The sequence below is a fragment of the Agromyces marinus genome, assembly GCF_021442325.1.
GTDB classification, from domain to species: Bacteria; Actinomycetota; Actinomycetes; order Actinomycetales; family Microbacteriaceae; genus Agromyces; species Agromyces marinus.
This window is the reverse complement of sequence record NZ_CP087879.1, coordinates 2,503,961-2,525,370: the sequence shown is the minus strand read 5'-3', so window position 1 is coordinate 2,525,370 and position 21,410 is coordinate 2,503,961. Positions and strand designations below refer to the sequence as shown.

At 69.3% G+C, this 21,410-nt stretch carries 34 protein-coding genes; all 34 read left to right on the top strand.

Features of this window, described 5'->3' with window-relative positions:
• The first annotated feature begins 270 nt into the window (after positions 1 to 270).
• The gene (gene rpsJ / locus DSM26151_RS11770; RefSeq protein ID WP_017201594.1) at positions 271 to 579 is read left to right on the top strand and encodes a 30S ribosomal protein S10; all 309 of its coding nucleotides are present in this window, start codon (positions 271 to 273) and stop codon (positions 577 to 579) included.
• 8 nt (positions 580 to 587) lie between these two features.
• Positions 588 to 1,244 (top strand): 50S ribosomal protein L3, encoded by a 657-nt coding sequence (rplC, locus tag DSM26151_RS11765; RefSeq protein ID WP_234659720.1) that lies wholly within the window; start codon positions 588 to 590, stop codon positions 1,242 to 1,244.
• A 3-nt stretch (positions 1,245 to 1,247) separates the two neighbouring features.
• Entirely contained in the window at positions 1,248 to 1,919 is a 672-nt protein-coding gene (rplD, locus tag DSM26151_RS11760; protein ID WP_234659719.1) for a 50S ribosomal protein L4, read from the top strand.
• A complete protein-coding gene (rplW, locus tag DSM26151_RS11755) occupies positions 1,916 to 2,218 on the top strand; it encodes a 50S ribosomal protein L23 (RefSeq protein ID WP_234659718.1) in 303 nt (100 codons plus the stop codon). The genes rplD and rplW overlap by 4 nt, the downstream gene beginning before the upstream one ends.
• Before the next feature lie 19 nt (positions 2,219 to 2,237).
• A complete protein-coding gene (gene rplB / locus DSM26151_RS11750) occupies positions 2,238 to 3,077 on the top strand; it encodes a 50S ribosomal protein L2 (RefSeq protein WP_234659717.1) in 840 nt (279 codons plus the stop codon).
• A gap of 12 nt (positions 3,078 to 3,089) precedes the next feature.
• Entirely contained in the window at positions 3,090 to 3,371 is a 282-nt protein-coding gene (gene rpsS, locus DSM26151_RS11745; protein WP_155052793.1) for a 30S ribosomal protein S19, read from the top strand.
• Between the two features lie 25 nt (positions 3,372 to 3,396).
• Positions 3,397 to 3,762: a 50S ribosomal protein L22 gene (gene rplV, locus DSM26151_RS11740; RefSeq protein ID WP_234659716.1), complete on the top strand. Its 366-nt coding sequence runs from the start codon at positions 3,397 to 3,399 to the stop codon at positions 3,760 to 3,762.
• On the top strand, positions 3,762 to 4,508 hold the full coding sequence (rpsC, locus tag DSM26151_RS11735; protein ID WP_234659715.1) for a 30S ribosomal protein S3: 747 nt from the start codon (positions 3,762 to 3,764) through the stop codon (positions 4,506 to 4,508). Before rplV ends, rpsC begins: the two co-directional genes overlap by 1 nt.
• 2 nt (positions 4,509 to 4,510) lie before the next feature.
• Positions 4,511 to 4,930 carry a 50S ribosomal protein L16 gene (gene rplP / locus DSM26151_RS11730; protein ID WP_129233336.1) on the top strand — a complete coding sequence of 140 codons (420 nt, stop codon included), beginning with the start codon at positions 4,511 to 4,513 and terminating at the stop codon, positions 4,928 to 4,930.
• Positions 4,930 to 5,247 carry a 50S ribosomal protein L29 gene (gene rpmC / locus DSM26151_RS15165; protein ID WP_286329059.1) on the top strand — a complete coding sequence of 106 codons (318 nt, stop codon included), beginning with the start codon at positions 4,930 to 4,932 and terminating at the stop codon, positions 5,245 to 5,247. Before rplP ends, rpmC begins: the two co-directional genes overlap by 1 nt.
• Positions 5,248 to 5,249: 2 nt before the next feature.
• The gene (gene rpsQ / locus DSM26151_RS11720) at positions 5,250 to 5,552 is read left to right on the top strand and encodes a 30S ribosomal protein S17 (RefSeq protein ID WP_286329060.1); all 303 of its coding nucleotides are present in this window, start codon (positions 5,250 to 5,252) and stop codon (positions 5,550 to 5,552) included.
• A 33-nt stretch (positions 5,553 to 5,585) separates the two neighbouring features.
• Entirely contained in the window at positions 5,586 to 5,954 is a 369-nt protein-coding gene (rplN, locus tag DSM26151_RS11715; protein WP_129233339.1) for a 50S ribosomal protein L14, read from the top strand.
• A gap of 2 nt (positions 5,955 to 5,956) precedes the next feature.
• Positions 5,957 to 6,316: a 50S ribosomal protein L24 gene (gene rplX, locus DSM26151_RS11710; RefSeq protein ID WP_234659714.1), complete on the top strand. Its 360-nt coding sequence runs from the start codon at positions 5,957 to 5,959 to the stop codon at positions 6,314 to 6,316.
• Entirely contained in the window at positions 6,316 to 6,900 is a 585-nt protein-coding gene (rplE, locus tag DSM26151_RS11705) for a 50S ribosomal protein L5 (RefSeq protein ID WP_234659713.1), read from the top strand. The genes rplX and rplE overlap by 1 nt, the downstream gene beginning before the upstream one ends.
• A 160-nt stretch (positions 6,901 to 7,060) precedes the next feature.
• Positions 7,061 to 7,459, top strand: a complete 399-nt coding sequence (gene rpsH, locus DSM26151_RS11700) for a 30S ribosomal protein S8 (protein ID WP_234659712.1) — start codon at positions 7,061 to 7,063, stop codon at positions 7,457 to 7,459.
• Between the two features lie 4 nt (positions 7,460 to 7,463).
• Complete coding sequence (rplF, locus tag DSM26151_RS11695; protein WP_234659711.1) at positions 7,464 to 8,000, top strand: 50S ribosomal protein L6; 537 nt, start codon at positions 7,464 to 7,466, stop codon at positions 7,998 to 8,000.
• A 2-nt stretch (positions 8,001 to 8,002) separates the two neighbouring features.
• On the top strand, positions 8,003 to 8,362 hold the full coding sequence (gene rplR / locus DSM26151_RS11690; RefSeq protein ID WP_234659710.1) for a 50S ribosomal protein L18: 360 nt from the start codon (positions 8,003 to 8,005) through the stop codon (positions 8,360 to 8,362).
• Complete coding sequence (gene rpsE, locus DSM26151_RS11685) at positions 8,359 to 9,072, top strand: 30S ribosomal protein S5 (RefSeq protein WP_407650991.1); 714 nt, start codon at positions 8,359 to 8,361, stop codon at positions 9,070 to 9,072. Before rplR ends, rpsE begins: the two co-directional genes overlap by 4 nt.
• Complete coding sequence (rpmD, locus tag DSM26151_RS11680) at positions 9,072 to 9,254, top strand: 50S ribosomal protein L30 (RefSeq protein WP_234659709.1); 183 nt, start codon at positions 9,072 to 9,074, stop codon at positions 9,252 to 9,254. Before rpsE ends, rpmD begins: the two co-directional genes overlap by 1 nt.
• Positions 9,254 to 9,928, top strand: coding sequence for a 50S ribosomal protein L15 (gene rplO, locus DSM26151_RS11675; protein ID WP_234659708.1), 675 nt, complete (start codon positions 9,254 to 9,256; stop codon positions 9,926 to 9,928). The genes rpmD and rplO overlap by 1 nt, the downstream gene beginning before the upstream one ends.
• A 117-nt stretch (positions 9,929 to 10,045) precedes the next feature.
• Positions 10,046 to 11,368, top strand: coding sequence for a preprotein translocase subunit SecY (secY, locus tag DSM26151_RS11670; protein ID WP_234659707.1), 1,323 nt, complete (start codon positions 10,046 to 10,048; stop codon positions 11,366 to 11,368).
• Positions 11,365 to 11,994, top strand: coding sequence for an adenylate kinase (locus DSM26151_RS11665; protein ID WP_234659706.1), 630 nt, complete (start codon positions 11,365 to 11,367; stop codon positions 11,992 to 11,994). Before secY ends, DSM26151_RS11665 begins: the two co-directional genes overlap by 4 nt.
• Positions 11,995 to 12,049: 55 nt before the next feature.
• A complete protein-coding gene (map, locus tag DSM26151_RS11660; protein ID WP_234661887.1) occupies positions 12,050 to 12,832 on the top strand; it encodes a type I methionyl aminopeptidase in 783 nt (260 codons plus the stop codon).
• A gap of 100 nt (positions 12,833 to 12,932) precedes the next feature.
• Entirely contained in the window at positions 12,933 to 14,591 is a 1,659-nt protein-coding gene (gene ptsP, locus DSM26151_RS11655) for a phosphoenolpyruvate--protein phosphotransferase (protein WP_234659705.1), read from the top strand.
• Positions 14,592 to 14,814: 223 nt separating this feature from the next.
• Positions 14,815 to 15,036, top strand: a complete 222-nt coding sequence (infA, locus tag DSM26151_RS11650; RefSeq protein ID WP_011186713.1) for a translation initiation factor IF-1 — start codon at positions 14,815 to 14,817, stop codon at positions 15,034 to 15,036.
• Between the two features lie 67 nt (positions 15,037 to 15,103).
• On the top strand, positions 15,104 to 15,217 hold the full coding sequence (rpmJ, locus tag DSM26151_RS11645; protein WP_056734976.1) for a 50S ribosomal protein L36: 114 nt from the start codon (positions 15,104 to 15,106) through the stop codon (positions 15,215 to 15,217).
• 132 nt (positions 15,218 to 15,349) lie between these two features.
• Entirely contained in the window at positions 15,350 to 15,730 is a 381-nt protein-coding gene (rpsM, locus tag DSM26151_RS11640) for a 30S ribosomal protein S13 (protein WP_234659704.1), read from the top strand.
• A gap of 31 nt (positions 15,731 to 15,761) precedes the next feature.
• A complete protein-coding gene (gene rpsK, locus DSM26151_RS11635; RefSeq protein ID WP_234659703.1) occupies positions 15,762 to 16,160 on the top strand; it encodes a 30S ribosomal protein S11 in 399 nt (132 codons plus the stop codon).
• Between the two features lie 180 nt (positions 16,161 to 16,340).
• On the top strand, positions 16,341 to 17,327 hold the full coding sequence (locus DSM26151_RS11630) for a DNA-directed RNA polymerase subunit alpha (protein WP_234659702.1): 987 nt from the start codon (positions 16,341 to 16,343) through the stop codon (positions 17,325 to 17,327).
• 46 nt (positions 17,328 to 17,373) lie between these two features.
• On the top strand, positions 17,374 to 17,922 hold the full coding sequence (gene rplQ / locus DSM26151_RS11625; protein ID WP_234659701.1) for a 50S ribosomal protein L17: 549 nt from the start codon (positions 17,374 to 17,376) through the stop codon (positions 17,920 to 17,922).
• Between the two features lie 105 nt (positions 17,923 to 18,027).
• Entirely contained in the window at positions 18,028 to 18,921 is an 894-nt protein-coding gene (truA, locus tag DSM26151_RS11620; RefSeq protein WP_234659700.1) for a tRNA pseudouridine(38-40) synthase TruA, read from the top strand.
• A 136-nt stretch (positions 18,922 to 19,057) separates the two neighbouring features.
• Positions 19,058 to 19,504: a 50S ribosomal protein L13 gene (gene rplM / locus DSM26151_RS11615; RefSeq protein ID WP_234659699.1), complete on the top strand. Its 447-nt coding sequence runs from the start codon at positions 19,058 to 19,060 to the stop codon at positions 19,502 to 19,504.
• Positions 19,505 to 19,540: 36 nt separating this feature from the next.
• Positions 19,541 to 20,023, top strand: coding sequence for a 30S ribosomal protein S9 (rpsI, locus tag DSM26151_RS11610; RefSeq protein WP_234659698.1), 483 nt, complete (start codon positions 19,541 to 19,543; stop codon positions 20,021 to 20,023).
• 21 nt (positions 20,024 to 20,044) lie between these two features.
• Positions 20,045 to 21,406: a phosphoglucosamine mutase gene (glmM, locus tag DSM26151_RS11605; RefSeq protein ID WP_234659697.1), complete on the top strand. Its 1,362-nt coding sequence runs from the start codon at positions 20,045 to 20,047 to the stop codon at positions 21,404 to 21,406.
• Positions 21,407 to 21,410: the final 4 nt, after the last annotated feature.

The window sequence follows — 21,410 nt, the reverse complement described above, 5'->3', positions numbered from 1 at the left end:
CAGCAGAACACCACAACCGACACCCGACGAGCATGGGTTTCCGCCTGCGTGCGGACGGCCCGTGCCCGTTTCCGTGAGTGCGACACGCCCGAGCGCGGGGGTCGGTTGGGGCTCGAGGTCGAGCGTGTCGAGGTCACCGCCCGTCGGTGGCTTCGACAGGCTCGATCACCGGCCTTTGACAGAAGAACAGTGGTGCTTCACACGAAGTGGCTACGCGGCGTCCGATGCCCTCGGAAGGGGTAAGACGCCTTGACAGAGAGAGAGTCAGCAATGGCGGGACAGAAGATCCGCATTCGACTGAAGTCGTATGACCACGAGGTCATCGACACCTCGGCGCGCAAGATCGTCGACACGGTGACCCGCGCGGGCGCCACGGTCGTCGGCCCCGTGCCGCTTCCGACCGAGAAGAACGTGGTGTGCGTCATCCGTTCGCCCCACAAGTACAAGGACAGCCGCGAGCACTTCGAGATGCGCACCCACAAGCGCCTGATCGACATCGTGGACCCGACGCCCAAGGCCGTCGATTCGCTCATGCGTCTCGACCTTCCGGCCGACGTCAACATCGAGATCAAGCTCTGAGGTACGACATGTCCACCACTGCCAAGAACGTGAAGGGCCTGCTCGGCACCAAGCTCGGCATGACCCAGGTGTGGGACGAGAACAACAAGCTCATCCCGGTCACCGTCATCGAGATCGCGCCCAACGTGGTCACCCAGCTCCGCACCCCCGAGAAGGACGGCTACACGGCCATCCAGATCGCCGCGGGCGCCATCGACCCGCGCAAGGTCACCAAGCCCCTCACCGGTCACTTCGAGGCCGCCGGCGTCACGCCGCGCCGCCACGTGACCGAGGTGCGCACCGCGGATGCCGCGGACTACGCCCTCGGCCAGGAGCTCACCGTCGACGGCACCTTCGAGGCCGGCCAGCTGGTCGACGTCGTCGGCACGTCGAAGGGCAAGGGCTTCGCCGGTGTCATGAAGCGCCACAACTTCGCGGGCGTCTCCGCGTCGCACGGTGCGCACCGCAACCACCGCAAGCCCGGCTCGATCGGTGCGTCCTCGACGCCCAGCCGTGTCTTCAAGGGCATGCGCATGGCCGGTCGCATGGGTGGCGAGCGCGTCACCGTCCTGAACCTCCGCGTGCACGCGGTCGACGCCGAGAAGGGCCTGCTGCTCGTCAAGGGCGCCGTCCCCGGTGCGCGCGGCCGTCTCGTGTTCGTCCGCAACGCTGTGAAGGGGGCGTAGTCCATGGCTACCGCAAACTCCATCGACGTCCTCGACGTCACCGGCAAGAAGTCCGGCTCGATCGAGCTGCCCGCCGAGCTCTTCGACGTGCAGACCAACGTGCCGCTGATCCACCAGGTCGTCGTCGCCCAGCTCGCCGCAGCGCGTCAGGGCACGCACAAGACCAAGACCCGCGGCGAGGTCTCCGGTGCCGGCCGCAAGCCCTTCAAGCAGAAGGGCACGGGCCGCGCCCGCCAGGGCTCGATCCGCGCGCCGCACATGACCGGCGGTGGCGTGGTCCACGGCCCGCAGCCGCGCAACTACTCGCAGCGCACCCCCAAGAAGATGATCGCCGCGGCCCTGCTCGGCGCGCTCTCCGACCGCGCTCGCGGCGGCCGCATCCACGCGGTCGAGGCGCTCGCCGGCGAGACCGCCAAGACGAAGGACGCGCTCGCGCTCCTCCAGGGCATCGCCGCGTCGAAGCACCAGCTCGTCGTCCTCGCCCGCGGTGAGGAGATCTCGGAGCGTGCCGTGCGCAACATCGCGACCGTGCACGTGCTGCCGGTCGACCAGCTGAACGCCTACGACGTGCTCGTCGCTGACGACATCGTCTTCAGCAAGGCCGCGCTCGAGGCGTTCATCGCAGCGAAGACGCCCAAGGCCGAGGGCACCGTGAAGGAAGAGGTTTCCGCATGAGCGCCGCCCACAACAAGGACCCCCGCGACATCATCATCGCGCCGGTGGTCTCGGAGAAGAGCTACAACCTGATCGACGAGGGCAAGTACACGTTCACCGTGGACCCCCGCGCGAACAAGACCGAGATCAAGCTCGCCATCGAGAAGATCTTCGGCGTTCAGGTCGCCTCCATCAACACCCTCAACCGTCAGGGCAAGACGCGTCGCACGCGCTTCGGCATCGGCAAGCGCAAGGACACCAAGCGCGCGATCGTCACCCTCAAGTCCGGCTCGATCGACATCTTCACGGCTGTCGGCTAAGGAGCAGAGGAACCCCAACATGGCTATTCGCAAGTACAAGCCCACGACCCCGGGTCGCCGCGGCTCCTCGGTCGCCGACTTCGCCGAGATCACCCGCTCGACGCCCGAGAAGTCGCTGCTCAAGCCGCTCTCGAAGACCGGTGGCCGCAACAACCAGGGCCGGATCACCACCCGCCACGTCGGCGGCGGCCACAAGCGCCAGTACCGCGTCATCGACTTCCGTCGCAACGACAAGGACGGCGTGCCCGCCAAGGTCGCTCACATCGAGTACGACCCGAACCGCACGGCGCGCATCGCACTGCTGCACTTCGCCGACGGCACCAAGCGGTACATCCTCGCGCCCGCGAAGCTCTCGCAGGGCGACCTGATCGAGTCGGGCCCCGGCGCCGACATCAAGCCGGGCAACAACCTGCCGCTGCGCAACATCCCGACGGGTACCGTCGTGCACGCCATCGAGCTCCGCCCCGGCGGCGGCGCGAAGATGGCCCGCTCGGCCGGTGCGTCGGTGCGACTCGTGGCGAAGGACGGCCCCTACGCCCAGCTGCGACTGCCCTCGGGCGAGATCCGCAACGTCGACGCGCGCTGCCGCGCGACCGTCGGCGAGGTCGGCAACGCCGAGCAGTCGAACATCAACTGGGGCAAGGCGGGCCGCATGCGCTGGAAGGGCGTCCGCCCGACCGTCCGCGGTGTCGCGATGAACCCGATCGACCACCCGCACGGTGGTGGTGAGGGCAAGACCTCCGGTGGTCGCCACCCGGTCAGCCCGTGGGGTCAGGCCGAGGGACGCACCCGTCGCCCCAACAAGGAGAGCGACAAGCTCATCGTCCGTCGTCGCACCGTCGGCAAGAAGCGCAAGTAGGAGTAAGAGAAGATGCCTCGCAGCCTCAAGAAGGGCCCCTTCGTCGACGAGCACCTGCTTCGCAAGGTCGCCTCGCAGAACGAAGCGGGTTCGAAGAACGTCATCAAGACGTGGTCGCGTCGCTCGATGATCGTCCCGGCCATGCTCGGCCACACGATCGCCGTGCACGACGGCCGCAAGCACATCCCGGTGTTCGTCACCGAGACCATGGTGGGCCACAAGCTCGGCGAGTTCGCGCCCACCCGCACCTTCCGTGGACACGTGAAGGACGACAAGAAGGGCCGCCGCCGCTGACGCGGTGGTGTGAAGGAGGAGAGAAATGGTGGAGTCGATCGCCCGCGTGCGTCACATCCGCGTGACCCCCATGAAGGCCCGTCGCGTCGTCAACCTGATCCGCGGCAAGCAGGCACAGGAGGCCCTGGCCATCCTGAAGTTCGCACCCCAGGGTGCGAGCGAGCCGGTGTACAAGCTCGTCGCCTCGGCAATCGCGAACGCTCGCGTCAAGGCCGATGCCACGAACACCTACCTGGACGAGCAGGACCTCTACGTGAAGACGGCATTCGTCGATGAGGGCACCACCCTCAAGCGATTCCAGCCGCGCGCGCAGGGTCGTGCCTTCCGCATCAACAAGCGAACGAGCCACATCACCGTCGTGCTCGCCACGCCCGAGGAGGGTACGAAGTAATGGGTCAGAAGGTCAACCCGTACGGCTTCCGTCTCGGCATCACCACCGACCACGTGTCGCGGTGGTTCTCCGACTCGACCAAGCCCGGACAGCGCTACGCCGACTACCTCGCCGAGGACGTCAAGATCCGTCGCCTGCTCCAGACGTCGCTCGACCGCGCGGGAGTCTCGCGCATCGAGATCGAGCGCACCCGCGACCGCGTCCGCGTGGACATCCACACGGCCCGTCCGGGTATCGTGATCGGCCGCCGCGGCGCCGAGGCCGAGCGCATCCGCGCCGACCTCGAGAAGCTCACCGGCAAGCAGATCCAGCTCAACATCCTCGAGGTCAAGAACCCCGAGGCCGACGCCCAGCTCGTCGCGCAGGGCATCGCCGAGCAGCTCTCCGCCCGCGTGGCCTTCCGCCGCGCGATGCGCAAGGGCCTGCAGGGCGCGCAGCGCGCCGGCGCCAAGGGCGTCCGGATCCAGGTCTCCGGCCGTCTCGGCGGCGCCGAGATGAGCCGCTCGGAGTTCTACCGCGAGGGCCGGGTGCCGCTGCACACGCTCCGCGCGAACATCGACTACGGCTTCTACGAGGCCAAGACCACCTTCGGCCGCATCGGCGTGAAGGTCTGGATCTACAAGGGCGACATCACCAACAAGGAGCTCGCCCGCGAGCAGGCGGCCCAGAAGCCGTCGCGCGAGCGCAATGACCGCCGTCGTGCGCCGCGCGCGCAGGAGCCGGCCGCAGCAGGAGTTGAGGCATAACCATGTTGATTCCCCGTCGAGTCAAGTACCGCAAGCAGCACCACCCCGGCCGTTCAGGCCAGGCCACCGGCGGCACGAAGGTCTCCTTCGGCGAGTACGGCATCCAGGCCCTGAGCCCCGCCTACGTGACCAACCGTCAGATCGAGTCCGCTCGTATCGCCATGACGCGTCACATCAAGCGTGGCGGCAAGGTGTGGATCAACATCTACCCCGACCGTCCGCTCACGAAGAAGCCCGCCGAGACCCGCATGGGTTCCGGTAAGGGTTCGCCCGAGTGGTGGGTCGCCAACGTCAAGCCGGGTCGGGTCCTCTTCGAGGTCTCCGGCGTCTCCGAGGAACTCGCTCGCGAGGCCATGACCCGTGCAATCCACAAGCTGCCCCTCAAGGCACGCATCATCAAGCGCGAGGAGGGCGACGCATAATGGCTGTCGGTTCCAAGGAGCTCGCTGTCGTCGAGCTCGACACCTTCGAGGACGAGCGTCTCGTCGACGAGCTGAAGAAGGCCAAGGAGGAGCTGTTCAACCTCCGCTTCCAGGCCGCCACCGGTCAGCTCGAGAGCCACGGCCGCGTGCGCGCCGTGAAGCGCGACATCGCCCGCATCTACACGGTCATCCGTGAGCGCGAGCTCGGCATCCGTGCCACGCCCGCGCCGGTCGAGGCGCCCGCAGCGCCTGCGAAGAAGACGAAGAAGGCCAAGGCCGCCGCTGAGGCGACCGAGGCCGAGACGAAGGAGGCCTGATCATGGCTGAGACCAAGAAGGCTGCGGCCGAGGTCGCCGAGTCGGCCGAACTCGTCCGCGGGTACCGCAAGGTCCGCCGCGGCTACGTCGTCAGCGACAAGATGGACAAGACCATCGTCGTCGAGGTCGAGGACCGCGTGAAGCACCCGCTGTACGGCAAGGTCATGCGCCGTACGTCGAAGGTCAAGGCGCACGACGAGCAGAACACCGCCGGCATCGGCGACCTCGTCGTGATCTCCGAGACCCGCCCGCTCAGCGCCACCAAGCGCTGGCGCCTGGTCGAGATCGTCGAGAAGGCCAAGTAAGCCCCCGGGCTTGCTTCCCAGAAGGAGTACGAAGTGATTCAGCAGGAATCCCGGCTCAAGGTCGCCGACAACACGGGCGCCAAGGAGCTGCTCACCATCCGCGTGCTCGGCGGCTCGAGCCGTCGCTACGCGGGCCTGGGCGACGTCATCGTCGCCACCGTCAAGGACGCGATCCCCGGCGGCAACGTGAAGAAGGGCGATGTGGTCAAGGCCGTCATCGTCCGCACCGTGAAGGAGACCCGTCGTCCCGACGGCTCCTACATCAAGTTCGACGAGAACGCCGCGGTGATCCTCAAGAACGACGGTGACCCCCGTGGCACCCGCATCTTCGGGCCGGTCGGCCGGGAGCTTCGCGACAAGAAGTTCATGAAGATCATCTCGCTGGCGCCGGAGGTGCTGTAACCATGGCGAAGATCAAGAAGGGCGACCTCGTCCAGGTGATCTCGGGCAAGACCCAGGCCCGCGGCGGAGACCGCGGCAAGCAGGGTCGTGTCATCGAGGTCATCCCCGAGCGGAACCGCGTCGTCGTCGAGGGCGTGAACTACGTCACCAAGCACGTGCGCGTCGGCCAGACGCAGCGCGGCACGAAGACCGGCGGCATCGAGACCCACGAGGCCTCGATCCACGTGTCGAACGTCGCGATCGTCGACCCCGAGACCAAGAAGCCGACCCGCGTCGGCTTCCGCACCGAGACCGTGGTGAAGGACGGCGTCGAGAAGACGGTCCGCGTTCGCTACGCCAAGAAGTCAGGTAAGGACCTGTAATGACCGACACGGTTGCGCAGGCTGGCAAAATCCAGCCGCGTCTGAAGACCAAGTACCGCACGGAGATCACGACGGCGCTCACCGAGGCGAACGGGTACACCAACCCGCACCAGGTCCCCGGGCTCGTCAAGATCGTCGTGAACATGGGTGTCGGCGAGGCTGCACGCGATGGCAAGGTCATCGACGGCGCAGTGGCCGACCTCACCAAGATCACCGGTCAGAAGCCGCAGGTCACCAAGGCCCGCAAGTCGATCGCCCAGTTCAAGCTCCGCGAGGGTCAGCCCATCGGCGCCCACGTGACGCTGCGCGGCGACCGCATGTGGGAGTTCCTGGACCGCCTGCTCTCGCTGGCGCTCCCGCGAATCCGCGACTTCCGCGGGCTCTCGGACCGCCAGTTCGACGGCACCGGGAACTACACGTTCGGTCTGACCGAGCAGTCGGTCTTCCACGAGATCGACCAGGACCGGATCGACCGCGTCCGCGGTATGGACATCACCGTGGTGACCACCGCCAAGACGGACGACGAGGGTCGCGCGCTGCTCAAGGCGCTCGGCTTCCCGTTCAAGTCCGTCGACAACGCGTAGTAGACTCTACGAGTTTGTGCCCGATCGGCGCGGGTTCCGGAGCGATCCGGGGCCCCGCCGGCGGGACGATCGGCCCCACGCGACCGCGTGAGGCCACCACCACAGGTCAGTCCCCGTGTAACGGGTCCTGAAACCTGGTGAACGTAAGGAAACAACCGTCATGACGATGACCGACCCGGTCGCTGACATGCTGACGCGCCTTCGCAACGCGAACTCGGCGCACCACGACTCCGTGTCGATGCCGCACTCGAAGCTCAAGGGGCACATCGCCGAGATCCTCAAGTCCGAGGGGTACATCGCGGACTTCGACATCGCCGACGCGCGCGTCGGGAAGACGCTCACGCTGAGCCTCAAGTTCGGCCCCAACCGCGAGCGTTCGATCGCCGGCATCAAGCGCGTCTCGAAGCCCGGCCTCCGCGTCTACGCGAAGTCGACCGAGATCCCCAAGGTGCTCGGCGGCCTCGGCGTCGCGATCCTGTCCACTTCCAGCGGTCTGCTCACCGACCGCCAGGCCGAGAAGAAGGGCGTGGGTGGGGAAGTCCTCGCCTACGTGTGGTAGTTCCATGTCACGAATCGGACGACTCCCCATCGACATCCCCGCCGGGGTGGACGTGAAGGTCGACGGCCGCGCCGTCACCGTGAAGGGCCCGAAGGGCGAGCTCTCGCTCACCGTCGCGAGCCCCATCGAGGTCAAGGTCGAGGACAACCAGGTCCTCGTCACCCGACCGGACGACGAGCGCGAGTCGCGCTCGCTCCACGGGCTGACCCGCACGCTCATCGCGAACGACATCGTCGGCGTGACCCAGGGCTACTCCAAGGGCCTCGAGATCGTCGGTACCGGCTACCGAGTCGCCCAGAAGGGCTCCTCGATCGAGTTCGCACTCGGCTTCTCCCACCCGGTCGTCGTCGAGCCTCCCGCCGGCATCACGCTGACCGTCGAGGGCAACAACAAGCTCACGGTCGCCGGCATCTCCAAGCAGGCCGTCGGCGAGACCGCCGCCAACATCCGCAAGATCAAGAAGCCCGAGCCCTACAAGGGCAAGGGCATCCGCTACGCAGGCGAGGTCGTGCGTCGCAAGGCCGGAAAGGCTGGTAAGTAATCATGGCCGTCAAGAGCAAGTCGGCTGCGCGTTCGCGCCGCCACACCCGGCTTCGCAAGAAGGTCGTCGGCACCGAGCAGCGTCCCCGTCTCGTGGTGACGCGTTCGGCACGACACGTCTTCGTGCAGGTCGTCGACGACAGCAAGGGCCGCACCGTGGCATCCGCTTCGACCATGGAGGCAGACCTCCGTGCACTCGACGGCGACAAGACCGCCAAGGCGAAGAAGGTCGGCGAACTCGTCGCCGAGCGCGCCAAGCAGGCGGGTATCGAGTCGGTCGTGTTCGACCGCGGCGGCAACAAGTACGCCGGTCGTGTCGCAGCGATCGCCGACGGAGCGCGAGAGGCTGGGCTGAACCTGTGAGCACCGCACCTACTGAGAACCAGGGCAACACGAAGGAGACCGAGGTGACCGCAGAGGCACCCGTCGAGACCGCAGCGTCCTCGGAGCCGCCGCGCAACGAGCGCGAAGGCCGCCGTGGCGGCCGCGACCGCGGCCAGGGCCGCGACCGTCGCGACCGCGACGCCGAGAAGAGCCAGTTCCTCGAGCGCGTCGTCACGATCAACCGCGTGTCGAAGGTCGTCAAGGGCGGTCGCCGCTTCAGCTTCACGGCGCTCGTCGTCGTGGGCGACGGCAACGGGCTCGTCGGCGTCGGATACGGCAAGGCCCGCGAGGTGCCGACCGCGATCTCGAAGGGCGTCGAGGAGGCGAAGAAGAACTTCTTCCGTGTGCCTCGCGTCGGTTCGTCGATCCCGCACCCGGTGCAGGGCGAAGCCGCCGCCGGCGTCGTGCTCCTGCGCCCGGCCGGCCCCGGTACCGGTGTCATCGCCGGTGGACCGGTTCGCGCCGTCCTCGAGTGCGCGGGCATCCACGACGTGCTGAGCAAGTCGCTCGGTTCGTCGAACACCATCAACATCGTGCACGCTACGGTGGAGGCGCTCAAGCAGCTCGAAGAGCCGCGCGCCGTCGCCGCCCGCCGCGGCCTCGACTACGACGAGGTCGCCCCGGCGCGCCTGCTGCGTGCAGAGGCCCAGGCAGCCGAGGCTGCCGCAGCAGCGAAGGCAGGTGCCTGATGGCCAAGCTGAAGGTGACCCAGATCAAGTCCAAGGTGAGCGAGAAGCAGAACCAGCGCGACACGCTGCGCAGCCTCGGTCTGAAGAAGATCGGCCAGAGCGTCGTTCGCGAGGACACCCCCCAGGTGCGCGGCTACGTTCGTACCGTCGCCCACCTCGTGAAGGTTGAGGAGATCGACTGATGGCTGACGAGAAGAAGGACTCCGTCGCCGAGGAGACCCCGAAGAAGGCTCCCGCGAAGAAGGCCGCCGCGAAGCCGGCAGCCGAGAAGAAGGCTCCGGCCAAGGCCGCCGCCGAGAAGAAGGCTCCGGCCAAGGCCGCCGCCAAGACCGACGACGCGAAGGCCGAGAAGGCCCCCGCGAAGAAGGCCCCGGCGAAGAAGGCCCCCGCCGCGAAGGCGTCCGAGGACGTCGTTCGCGAGCCGGTCCTGAAGGTGCACCACCTGCGCCCCGCGCCCGGTGCCAAGAAGGACAAGACCCGCGTGGGTCGCGGTGAGGGCTCGAAGGGCAAGACGGCGGGCCGTGGCACCAAGGGCTCGAAGGCCCGCAACAACATCCGCCCCGGCTTCGAGGGTGGCCAGCTTCCGTACCACATGCGTGCGCCGAAGCTGCGCGGGTTCAAGAACCCGTTCCGCGTCGAGTACCAGGTGGTCAACCTGGCCAAGCTCGCCGAGCTCTACCCGAAGGGCGGCGACGTGACCGTCGCCGACCTCGTGGCCAAGGGCGCCGTCCGCAAGAACGAGCGCGTCAAGGTGCTCGGCGACGGCGACCTGCAGGTCAAGCTCAATGTCGCGGTCGACAAGGTCTCCGGCTCCGCAGAGCAGAAGATCGTCGCCGCGGGCGGATCGGTCAACTAGGACCGATCCACCCACACAGGGATTCGAGCCTGTCGGGACCTCGCGTATGATTCACGGGGGTCTCGACAGGCTCGAGCCGCATTCACGCTGACTGCGGCGTCAGTAACAGGAGGACGAGTGTTCAACGCCATCGGGCGGATCTTCCGCACCCCCGACCTTCGCCGGAAGATCGGGTTCACGCTGGGCATCATCGCCCTGTTCCGCCTCGGCTCGTTCATCCCGGCGCCGTTCGTGGACTTCGGGAACGTCCAGCAGTGTCTGGCGTCGAACCAGGGCGCGTCGGGCCTGTACGAGCTCGTCAACGTGTTCTCGGGCGGCGCGCTGCTCCAGTTGTCGATCTTCGCGCTCGGCATCATGCCGTACATCACCGCGGCGATCATCGTGCAGCTGCTGCGCGTGGTGATCCCGCACTTCGAGACCCTCTACAAGGAGGGCCAGGCCGGCCAGGGCCGACTCACGCAGTACACGCGGTACCTCACCATCGCCCTGGGCGTCCTGCAGTCGACGACGCTCATCACCGTCGCTCGGTCGGGCGCGCTGTTCCCGGCCAACTCCGACCCCGCGTGCGCGCAGCTCATCACGAACGACGCGTGGTACGCGATCCTGCTCATGGTCGTGACCATGACCGCCGGCACCGGCCTCATCATGTGGATGGGCGAGCTCGTGACCGAGCGCGGCGTCGGCAACGGCATGTCGCTGCTCATCTTCACGTCGATCGCGGCGACGTTCCCCAGCTCCCTCTGGGCGATCGCGATGACGCGCGGCTTCGACATCTTCGCCCTCGTGCTCGGCATCGGGCTGCTCGTGGTCGTGGCGGTCGTCTTCGTCGAGCAGTCCCAGCGCCGTGTGCCCGTGCAGTACGCCAAGCGGATGGTCGGGCGACGCACGTACGGCGGCAACAACACCTACATCCCGATCAAGGTGAACATGGCCGGCGTCGTGCCCGTCATCTTCGCCTCGTCGCTGCTCTACCTGCCCGCGCTCATCGCGCAGTTCAACCAGCCCGCAGCGGGCGAGGAGCCTCAGGCCTGGGTGGTGTGGATCACCAACTACCTGACGCAGGGCGACCACCCGCTCTACATGCTCCTGTACTTCATGCTCATCGTCGGCTTCACGTACTTCTACGTCGCCATCACGTTCAACCCGGACGAGGTCGCCGAGAACATGAAGAAGTACGGCGGCTTCATCCCCGGCATCCGGGCCGGCCGGCCGACCGCGGAGTACCTCGACTACGTGCTGACGCGCATCACGCTTCCCGGATCGCTCTACCTCGGCCTCGTCGCGCTGCTGCCGCTCGTCGCGTTCGCGTGGTTCGGTGCGAACCAGAACTTCCCGTTCGGCGGCGCCTCGATCCTCATCATCGTGGGTGTCGGCCTCGAGACCGTGAAGCAGATCGACGCCCAGCTCCAGCAGCGCCACTACGAAGGACTCCTCCGATGACGCATCAGAACGCCTCCGCCCGCTTCCTCATCGTCGGTCCGCAGGGTTCGGGCAAGGGCACCCAGGGCGTGCTCGTCGCCGAGGCCTTCGGCGTTCCGCAGGTCGCCACCGGCGACATCTTCCGCGCGAACGTCAAGGGCGGCACGGAGCTCGGCAAGCGCGTCCAGGCGATCATCGAGGCCGGCGACCTGGTCCCCGACGAGCTGACCAGCGAACTGGTCAGCGACCGTCTCGAGCAGGCGGATGCCGAGCGCGGATTCCTGCTCGACGGCTACCCGCGCAACCGCGGCCAGGTCGACGATCTCGCGCGGTTCCTCTCGACCCGCGGTGCGTCGCTCGACGCCGTCATCGAGCTCGTGGTCCCTCGCGAGGAGTCGATCTCGCGCCTTCGCCAGCGTGCGCTCGAGCAGGGCCGGACGGATGACACCGAAGAGGTCATCGAGAACCGTCTCGCGATCTACGAGCGCGAGACCGCACCGATCCTCGACGTCTACCGCGCCCAGGGCCTCGTCGTGCGCATCGACGGCGTCGGCACGCTCGCCGAGGTCACCGAGCGCATCTTCGTCGCACTCGCGGAACGCGGCCTGCAGCCCAACGGCGACGGCGCGGCCGCGGGCGCCGCGTAGCGCCGGGTCCGTGTTCCGCCGGCTCCGGCTGAAGACCCCGGCCGAACTCCGCGCGATGCGGCCCGCCGGCGAGGCGACCGCGGCGTTGCTCGCGAGCGTCCGCGAGCGGCTCGCGGTCGGGGCGACACCGCTGGAGCTGGATGCGGTCGCCGACGAGGTCATCCGATCGCACGGGGGCCGCTCGAACTTCCGCCTCGTGCCCGGGTACCGGCATGCCGTGTGCGTCTCGGTCGACGACGACGTGGTCCACGGCATCCCGGACGATCGGCTGTTCGCGCCCGGTGCGCTCGTCTCGGTCGACGGCGGCGTCGAGATCGACGGATGGAACGGCGATGCCGCGTTCTCGGCCGTGCTGCCCGACCCGGAGCGCCCCGACGTCGTCGCAGCTCGTTCGCAGCTGGTCCGCGCCGCGGAGGACGCGCTGTGGGCCGGGATCGCCGCGCTGGCCGGCGCGCGTCACCTCAACGAGGTCGGCGAGGCGATCGAGGAGTCCGTCGAGGCGTCGGGTCCGTTCGGCATCGTCGAGGGCTACGGCGGGCACGGGATCGGGCGCAGCATGCACGAGGAGCCCTCGGTCCACAACCACTCCGTGCGCGGACGGGGTCCGCGCGTGCGACCCGGGCTCGTCGTCGCGATCGAGCCCATGATCGTCGCCGGCCACCCGGACACCTTCGTGCGGGAGGACGGCTGGACGGTCGCGACGGTCGACGGCTCGGACGCGGCGCACGTCGAACACAGCGTCGCGGTCCACGGCGCGGGCATCTGGGTGCTCACCGCCCCCGATGGCGGCGTTGGGGGACTGGAGCCGTTCGGCGTGCGGCCCGTGCCCATCTCCTGATCCGAGCGCGCCCTCCGGTCGACGGAGCCGCCGGGCTAGGGTGAGAGCCGGACGGAGTTCGCCGGCCCGGCGACTGCGTCGACCGACGGGGGAGTGCGCGATGGAGTTCACCGGGATCGGCATCGGCGAGGGGATCGCCGTGGGGCGGGTCGCCCGCATGGCGGATCGCATCCCGGACCCTCCCGAGGACGCCCGGACCGTGGACGAGCCCGCCGAGGTCGAGCGCGCGACGCGCGCGCTCGTCGCCGTCGGCGAGGAGCTCCGCAGTCGCGGCGACCGGGCGGGCGGTTCGGCGCAGGAGGTCCTCGAGGCCCAGGCCCTGATGGCCGGGGATCCGTCGGTGCTCGCGGACGTGCGCACGCGTATCGCGGGCGGCCGGACCGCCGAGCGCGCCGTGCACGAGGCGTTCGCCGCCTACCGCGAGCTGCTCGCGTCGCTCGGCGGCTACCTGGCCGAACGTGCCGCCGACCTCGACGACGTGTCGCAGCGCGTGGTCGCGCACCTGACCGGGTCGCCCGCGCCGGGTGTGCCCGAGCCGGGGCACCCCTTCGTGCTCGTCGCGCGAGACCTCGCGCCGGCCGACACCGCGCTCCTCGACCTCGAGCGGGTCCTCGCACTCGTCACGTTCGAGGGCGGCCCGACGTCGCACACCGCGATCCTGGCGAGGGAGAAGGGGCTGCCCGCGGTCATCGGCGCAGCGGATGCCGAGGCGCTCGTCGACGGCGAATCCGTGATCGTCGATGCCGCGCGAGGGCGGGTGGTGGGAGCGCCGACGCCCGAACAGCTGGCCGAGGCGGAGCAGCGGATCGCCGAACGCGCCGAGCGGGCCGCGGCGCCGGTCGCCCCCGGTCGCCTCGCCGACGGCACCCCGGTCGCGCTCCTGGCCAACCTCGGGGCGCCGGACGAGGCCGTCCGCGCCGTGGAGCTCGGAGCCGAAGGCGTCGGACTGTTCCGGACCGAGTTCCTCTTCCTCGATTCGCAGGCGGCTCCGGATGCGGACGCGCAGCGGGAGGCGTACACGCGCCTGCTCGCGGCGTTCCCGGGTCGGAAGGTCGTGGTGCGCGTCCTCGACGCGGGCGCCGACAAGCCGCTCGCCTTCGTCAACGACGACGAGGAGGCGAACCCCGCGCTCGGCCTGCGCGGCATCCGCGCCCTCAGGCGCTCCGAGGGCGTCCTGCGGGAGCAGCTCGCCGCGCTGGCGGCAGCGGATGCCGCGACGAGCGCCGACCTGCAGGTCATGGCGCCCATGATCGCGACCGTCGAGGAGACGCGCTGGTTCGTCGGGCTGTGCCGGGAGTACGGACTCGAGAGTGCGGGCGTGATGATCGAGACGCCGTCGGCCGCGCTCATCGCGGACCGCGTGCTCGCGGCGTGCGAGTTCGCCTCGATCGGCACGAACGACCTGACCCAGTACACGATGGCCGCGGACCGGCTGCTGGCCTCGGTCGCCGGGCTGCAGGATCCGTGGTCGCCGGCGGTGCTGCGGCTCATCGGCGAGGTCGGCGCGGCCGGGCGCCGCGTCGGGCGCCCGGTCGGCGTCTGCGGCGAGGCCGCCGCAGACCCGCTGCTCGCGGTCGTGCTGGTCGGCCTGGGGGTGACGAGCCTGTCGATGTCGCCGAGCGCGCTCGGCGACGTGCGGACGCGCCTGGCCGGGGTCGGCCCGAGGGACGCCGAGCGGATGGCGGAGGCGGCCGTCGCGGCGGAGGGCGCGGATGAGGCGCGGCGCGCCGCGGAGGCCGTCGCGCCCGGGTCGGGGTGACCGCCGAGCGGCGGCATCCGCTCGCCGCGAGGGTTCCCCGACGCATCGGCGGGTCGTGCTCCGCAAGCCGACACGCGGCTCGACTGGCGATCCGCACCGTGTTCGCCTATAGTTGACCCTTGGTGTTTTGCACGCCTGTTCCGGCCTGCCCCGATGGGTGGTGCCGGGCTCGTGCATCATCATCGCACGACCGAAAACCCACACTCCAAGCGATAGTGAGTCTATGGCCAAGAAAGACGGCGTCATCGAGATCGAAGGCTCGGTCATCGAAGCCCTCCCGAACGCGATGTTCAGGGTGGAGTTGACCAACGGGCACAAGGTGCTCGCCCACATCTCCGGAAAGATGCGCCAGCACTACATCCGCATCCTCCCCGAGGATCGCGTGATCGTGGAGCTGAGCCCGTACGACCTGACCCGCGGCCGGATCGTCTACCGCTACAAGTAGGGCTGCTCGGAAAGTAACGGCCCGCGGCACCCCGCGGGCACGAGGACAGCGAGAAGGAACAACGACTGTGAAGGTCAACCCCAGCGTCAAGCGCATCTGCGACAAGTGCAAGGTCATCCGCCGCCACGGCCGCGTGATGGTCATCTGCGAGAACCCGCGCCACAAGCAGCGCCAGGGCTAGTCCCGCGCCGACGCAACTTCATACCGGCACTTCCAAGAACCCGCGCCGAGAGGCGCGGGGGACACCCTCGGACGGAGGCCGAGGCACCGGAAGTGCTCCACACCTCCGACACATCCAACAGGAGAAGCCACCATGGCACGTCTGGCAGGAGTCGACATCCCGCGCGAGAAGCGCGTGGAGATCGCACTGACCTATATCTTCGGCGTCGGTCGCACCCGCGCGCTCGAGACGCTGAAGGCCACCGGCATCAGCGGTGACATCCGCGTCAAGGACCTCAGCGACGACCAGCTCGTCGCGCTCCGCGACCACATCGAGGGCACCTACAAGGTCGAGGGCGACCTCCGCCGCGAGGTCGCCGCCGACATCCGCCGCAAGGTCGAGATCGGCTCCTACGAGGGCCTGCGCCACCGCCGCGGCCTGCCCGTCCGCGGTCAGCGGACCAAGACCAACGCTCGTACCCGCAAGGGCCCGAAGCGCACCGTCGCGGGCAAGAAGAAGCCCGGCCGCAAGTAACCGCTCGCGCCAGATCTAGGAGATTTCGAACATGGCAGCACCCAAGGCGGCGACTCGCAAGCCGCGCAAGAAGGACAAGAAGAACATCGCCGTGGGCCAGGCCCACATCAAGTCGACGTTCAACAACACCATCGTGTCGATCACCGACACGACCGGTGCCGTGATCAGCTGGGCGTCGTCCGGCGGCGTGGGCTTCAAGGGCTCGCGCAAGTCGACGCCGTTCGCCGCGCAGCTCGCCGCCGAGTCGGCCGCGCGCCAGGCGCAGGAGCACGGCATGAAGAAGGTCGACGTCTTCGTCAAGGGCCCGGGCTCGGGCCGCGAGACCGCGATCCGGTCGCTCCAGGCCGCAGGCCTCGAGGTCGGCAGCATCACCGACGTGACGCCCCAGGCGCACAACGGCTGCCGCCCGCCGAAGCGTCGCCGCGTCTAGCACGGTCACCGTCGGTCGAGCAGGGCGCCTTCGCCCGCAGCGGGACGCCACGCGGCATCCGCCCGGCCTCGATGCGGCCCTGACGGGCCTGCTCGACCGACGACACGTTCTCTCAACAACTCAAGATCCTCGAACTCGCAGGTGTCATATAGCGGACACCCTGCCGAAAGGAATCACACCGTGCTGATCGCACAGCGTCCGACGCTCACCGAAGAGAACATCTCGGAGTTCCGTTCGCGTTTCGTGATCGAGCCCCTCGAGCCGGGCTTCGGTTACACCCTGGGGAACTCGCTCCGTCGCACCCTCCTCTCCTCGATCCCCGGCGCAGCCGTGACGAGCATCCGCATCGACGGCGTGCTCCACGAGTTCTCGACCGTGCCCGGCGTGAAGGAGGATGTCACCGAGATCATCCTCAACATCAAGAACCTGGTCGTCTCCAGCGAGCACGACGAGCCCATCACCGCCTACCTGCGCAAGCAGGGCGCCGGTGAGGTCACCGCAGCCGACATCTCCGCTCCGGCGGGCGTCGAGGTGCACAACCCCGAGCTGGTCATCGCGACGCTCAACGACGCCGCCAAGTTCGAGCTCGAGCTCACCATCGAGCGAGGCCGCGGCTACGTCTCGGCGAGCCAGAACCGGGCCGAGTACGCCGAGGCCGGCCAGATCCCGGTCGACTCGATCTACTCGCCGGTCCTGAAGGTCACCTACCGCGTCGAGGCCACGCGTGCCGGCGAGCGCACCGACTTCGACCGCCTCGTGGTCGACGTCGAGACCAAGCCCGCGATCTCGCCGCGCGACGCGATCGCGTCGGCCGGCCGCACGCTCGTCGAGCTGTTCGGCCTGGCGCGCGAGCTCAACAGCGCGGCCGAGGGCATCGAGATCGGCCCCGCGCCGGTCGACGCGGTGCTCTCGAGCGAGCTGTCGATCCCGATCGAGGACCTCGACCTGTCGGTCCGCTCGTACAACTGCCTCAAGCGCGAGGGCATCAACACGGTGTCCGAGCTCGTGGCGCTGTCCGAGTCGCAGCTGATGAACATCCGCAACTTCGGTCAGAAGTCGGTCGACGAGGTCAAGGACAAGCTCACCGAGATGGGCCTCGCGCTGAAGGACTCGGTCCCCGGCTTCGACGGCGCCCACTTCTACACGGGCTTCGACGACGAGAACTAGCAGGCCACGGGCCGCACCCACCCCTCACCACTGGAGATAACGAACCATGCCGAAGCCCACGAAGGGCCCCCGCCTCGGAGGCGGACCCGCGCACGAGCGCCTGCTGCTCGCGAACCTCGCCGCTGCGCTGTTCACGCACAAGCGGATCACCACGACCGAGACCAAGGCCAAGCGCCTGCGTCCGTTCGCCGAGCGCCTGGTGACCTTCGCCAAGCGCGGCGACCTGCACGCGCGTCGTCGCGTGCTCGGGGTGATCGGCGACAAGTCGGTCGTCCACGAGCTGTTCGCGGTCATCGCGCCGCAGGTCGCCGATCGTGAGGGCGGGTACACCCGCATCACGAAGATCGGGAACCGCAAGGGCGACAACGCCCCCATGGCCGTGATCGAGCTCGTGCTCGAGCCGGTCCAGCCGAAGCAGCGCGCCGCCAAGCCCGCCGCTGCCGACGAGGCTCCCGTCGAGGACGCCCCCGCCGAGACCCCCGAGGCCGAGGTGACCGAGGCCGAGGCCGCGGTCGACGAGGCCGCCGGCGCCGAGGCGTCGGAGGAGTCGGCCGAGGCCCCCGCCGAGGAGGCCGAGGCGGCCGAGGCGAAGTAGCCCCGCGCACCACGCACCCGGAGCCCCTGCAGCACGCGCTGCAGGGGCTCCGCGCGTCTGCGTCCTCTGGGGGCCGCCGTAGGCTGGGGGAATGGGAGAGCGCGGATGACGATTCGGGTGCGCGCCGACGTCGCCTACGACGGCACGGGGTTCTCGGGGTGGAGTCGCCAGCCGGGTCTGCGCACCGTCCAGGGGGTCCTCGAGTCGGCACTGGCGACGCTGTTCCGTCGGGCGGAGGTCGCGCCGCGGCTGGTCGTCGCCGGCCGCACCGATGCGGGGGTGCACGCGACCGGGCAGGTCGTGCACTTCGACGTCGACGAAGCGTCGTTCGCTGCGGTCACCCGCCCTCGGCGCGGCGAGCACGACGGCGCATCCGCCGCCGACCCGTTCGCGGTCCTCGAACGCCGGATCACGGGAATCCTGGGCGCGCGCGACGACGACGTGGCGATCCGTTCCGTGCTGCGTTCGCCCGACGGGTTCGACGCCCGGTTCTCGGCGGTCTGGCGGCGATACGAGTACCGCATCGCGGATGCGGCCGGCGTGCGGGACCCGCTGCAGCGGCATCGCACGGTCTGGATGCCGCGCGGCCTCGACGTCGAGGCGATGGATGCCGCGGCGCAGCGGCTGCTCGGACTCGGCGACTTCGCGGCATTCTGCAAGCCGCGCGACGGGGCGACGACCATCCGGACGCTGCAGTCCTACCGGTGGCGCCGCGGCGCCGACGGGGTGCTCGTCGCATCGCTGCAGGCGGACGCGTTCTGCCATTCGATGGTGCGTGCGCTCGTGGGGGCGTGCGTCGCGGTCGGGGAGGGACGGCTCGCGACCGAGGGCCCCGCCGAGCTGATGCGGGCGGGCGAGCGCACGAGCGCGTTCAAGGTGCTTCCGGCCAAGGGGCTCACGCTCATCGAGGTCGGGTACCCGCCGGACGCGGAGCTCGCGGTCCGCTCCGAGCAGACCCGCGCGAGGCGCGAATTGCACGTCGACGGCGTCGTCGGGTAAGCTATCGCTTTGGTGCCGCCATCTGCGCCGGCATCCGAAGTTGAGCCCTCCACCGGAGCGTTCCCCCGCATCGCGGGAGAACCCCCACCGGAGCGGGATTCACGAACCCCTCACTCGATCAGAAAGCAGCACTACTGTGACGCGCACCTACACTCCGAAGGCGAACGAGATCCAGCGCGACTGGGTCGTCATCGACGCCACCGACATCGTGCTCGGCCGCCTCGCGAGCCACGCCGCCTCGATCCTCCGCGGCAAGCACAAGGCGATCTTCGCCAACCACGTCGACACCGGTGACTTCGTCATCATCGTCAACGCGGGCAAGGTGGCCCTCACCGGCCAGAAGCTCGAGCAGAAGAAGGCCTACCGCCACTCCGGCTACCCGGGCGGCCTCAAGGCCGTCGGCTACGCCGAGCTCCTCGAGAAGAACCCCGTCCGCGCCGTCGAGAAGGCGATCCGCGGCATGCTGCCGAAGAACTCGCTCGGCCGCGCCCAGATCAAGAAGCTGAAGGTCTACGCCGGCCCGGAGCACCCGCACTCGGCCCAGCAGCCGAAGCCGTACACCCTCACCCAGGTCGCCCAGTAAGCCCGGCGCAGAGCGAAAAAGGACTCAGACACCACCATGGCGAAGATCGCAGACCAGATCGACCAGGCTCCTGAGAGCTACACCACCGAGTCGGCTCCGGCCGCCGCCCCCGCGGCGCGTCCCGTGCTGAACGTCTCGGGCGCGGCCGTCGGCCGCCGCAAGCAGGCCATCGCGCGCGTGCGCGTCGTGCCGGGCGCGGGCACCATCACGGTCAACGGCCGTGCGTTCGCGGACTACTTCCCGAACAAGCTCCACCAGCAGCTGATCACCGACCCGTTCACGGTCCTCGAGCTCAGCGGCTCGTACGACGTCGTGGCGCGCATCACCGGCGGCGGCCCCTCGGGCCAGGCCGGCGCGCTGCGCCTCGCGATCGCCCGTGCGCTGAACGAGATCGACCGCGAGAACAACCGTCCGACCCTGAAGAAGGCCGGCTTCCTCACGCGCGACGCCCGCGTCATCGAGCGCAAGAAGGCCGGGCTCAAGAAGGCCCGCAAGGCGCCCCAGTTCTCGAAGCGCTAAGCGCGAGAACCGGCACTCCAGATGCCTCGGCTCTTCGGAACCGACGGGGTCCGGGGCCTGGCCAACCGTGAACTCACGGCTGACCTGGCCCTGGGCCTCGCCCAGGCTGCTGCCGCGGTCCTCACCCAGGGCCGGCACGCCGACGAGAATCGCGCCGCCGGTCGCCGGCCCGTCGCGATCGTCGCACGCGACCCCCGCGTCTCGGGTGAGTTCCTCACCGCAGCGGTCTCCGCGGGACTCGCGAGTTCGGGCGTGGACGTCCTCGACGCCGGCGTCATCCCCACTCCGGCGACGGCGTTCCTCATCGACAGCATCGCCGCCGACTTCGGCGTGATGATCTCGGCGTCGCACAACCCCGCTCCCGACAACGGGATCAAGTTCTTCTCGTTCGGCGGCACCAAGCTGCCCGACGAGGTCGAGGACCGGATCGAGTCCTACCTCGGCAGGCAGAAGCTCGCCCCGACCGGCGACGGCGTCGGCCGCATCCGCCGCTTCGCCGATGCCGAGGACCGCTACGTCGTCCACCTGCTCGGCACCCTCCCCGCGCGCCTCGAGGGGCTCACGGTCGTGCTCGACTGCGCGCACGGCGCCGCCGCGGGCGTCTCGCCCGAGACCTTCCGCGACGCCGGTGCCGAGGTCATCGTCATCGGCGCCGACCCCGACGGCATGAACATCAACGACGGCGTCGGCTCGACCCACCTCGAGCAGCTCCAGCGCGCCGTCGTCGAGCACGGAGCCGACATCGGCATCGCCCACGACGGCGACGCGGACCGCTGCCTCGCGGTCGACGCGGACGGCCGGGTCATCGACGGCGACCGCATCATGGCGATCCTCGCGGTGTCGATGCACGAACGCGGGCTGCTCACCGACGACACCCTCGTGGTCACCGTCATGTCGAACCTCGGGCTCAAGCGCGCGATGGCCGAGCGCGGCATCCGCGTGGTCGAGACCAAGGTCGGCGACCGGTACGTCCTCGAGGCGCTGACCGCCGGAGGGTACGCACTGGGCGGCGAGCAGTCCGGGCACGTCATCATGACCGAGTTCGCGACGACGGGCGACGGCGTGCTGACGGGCCTGCACCTGGTCGCCGAGATGGCGCGCACCGGCAAGTCCTTGGCCGAGCTCGCGTCGGTCATGACCGTGTACCCGCAGGTGCTCGTGAACGTCCGGGACGTCGACCATCACGCGCTGCACGACGACGACGGCGTCGCGGGCGCCGTGCGCGAGGTCGAGGCCGAGCTCGGCGACACGGGTCGGGTGCTCCTGCGCCCGTCCGGCACCGAGCCGATGGTCCGCGTCATGGTCGAGGCCGCCGATCAGGCGGCAGCCGACGCCCACGCGAGCCGGTTGGCCGAGGTCGTGCGGGAGCGTCTGGCTCGCTGAGGCC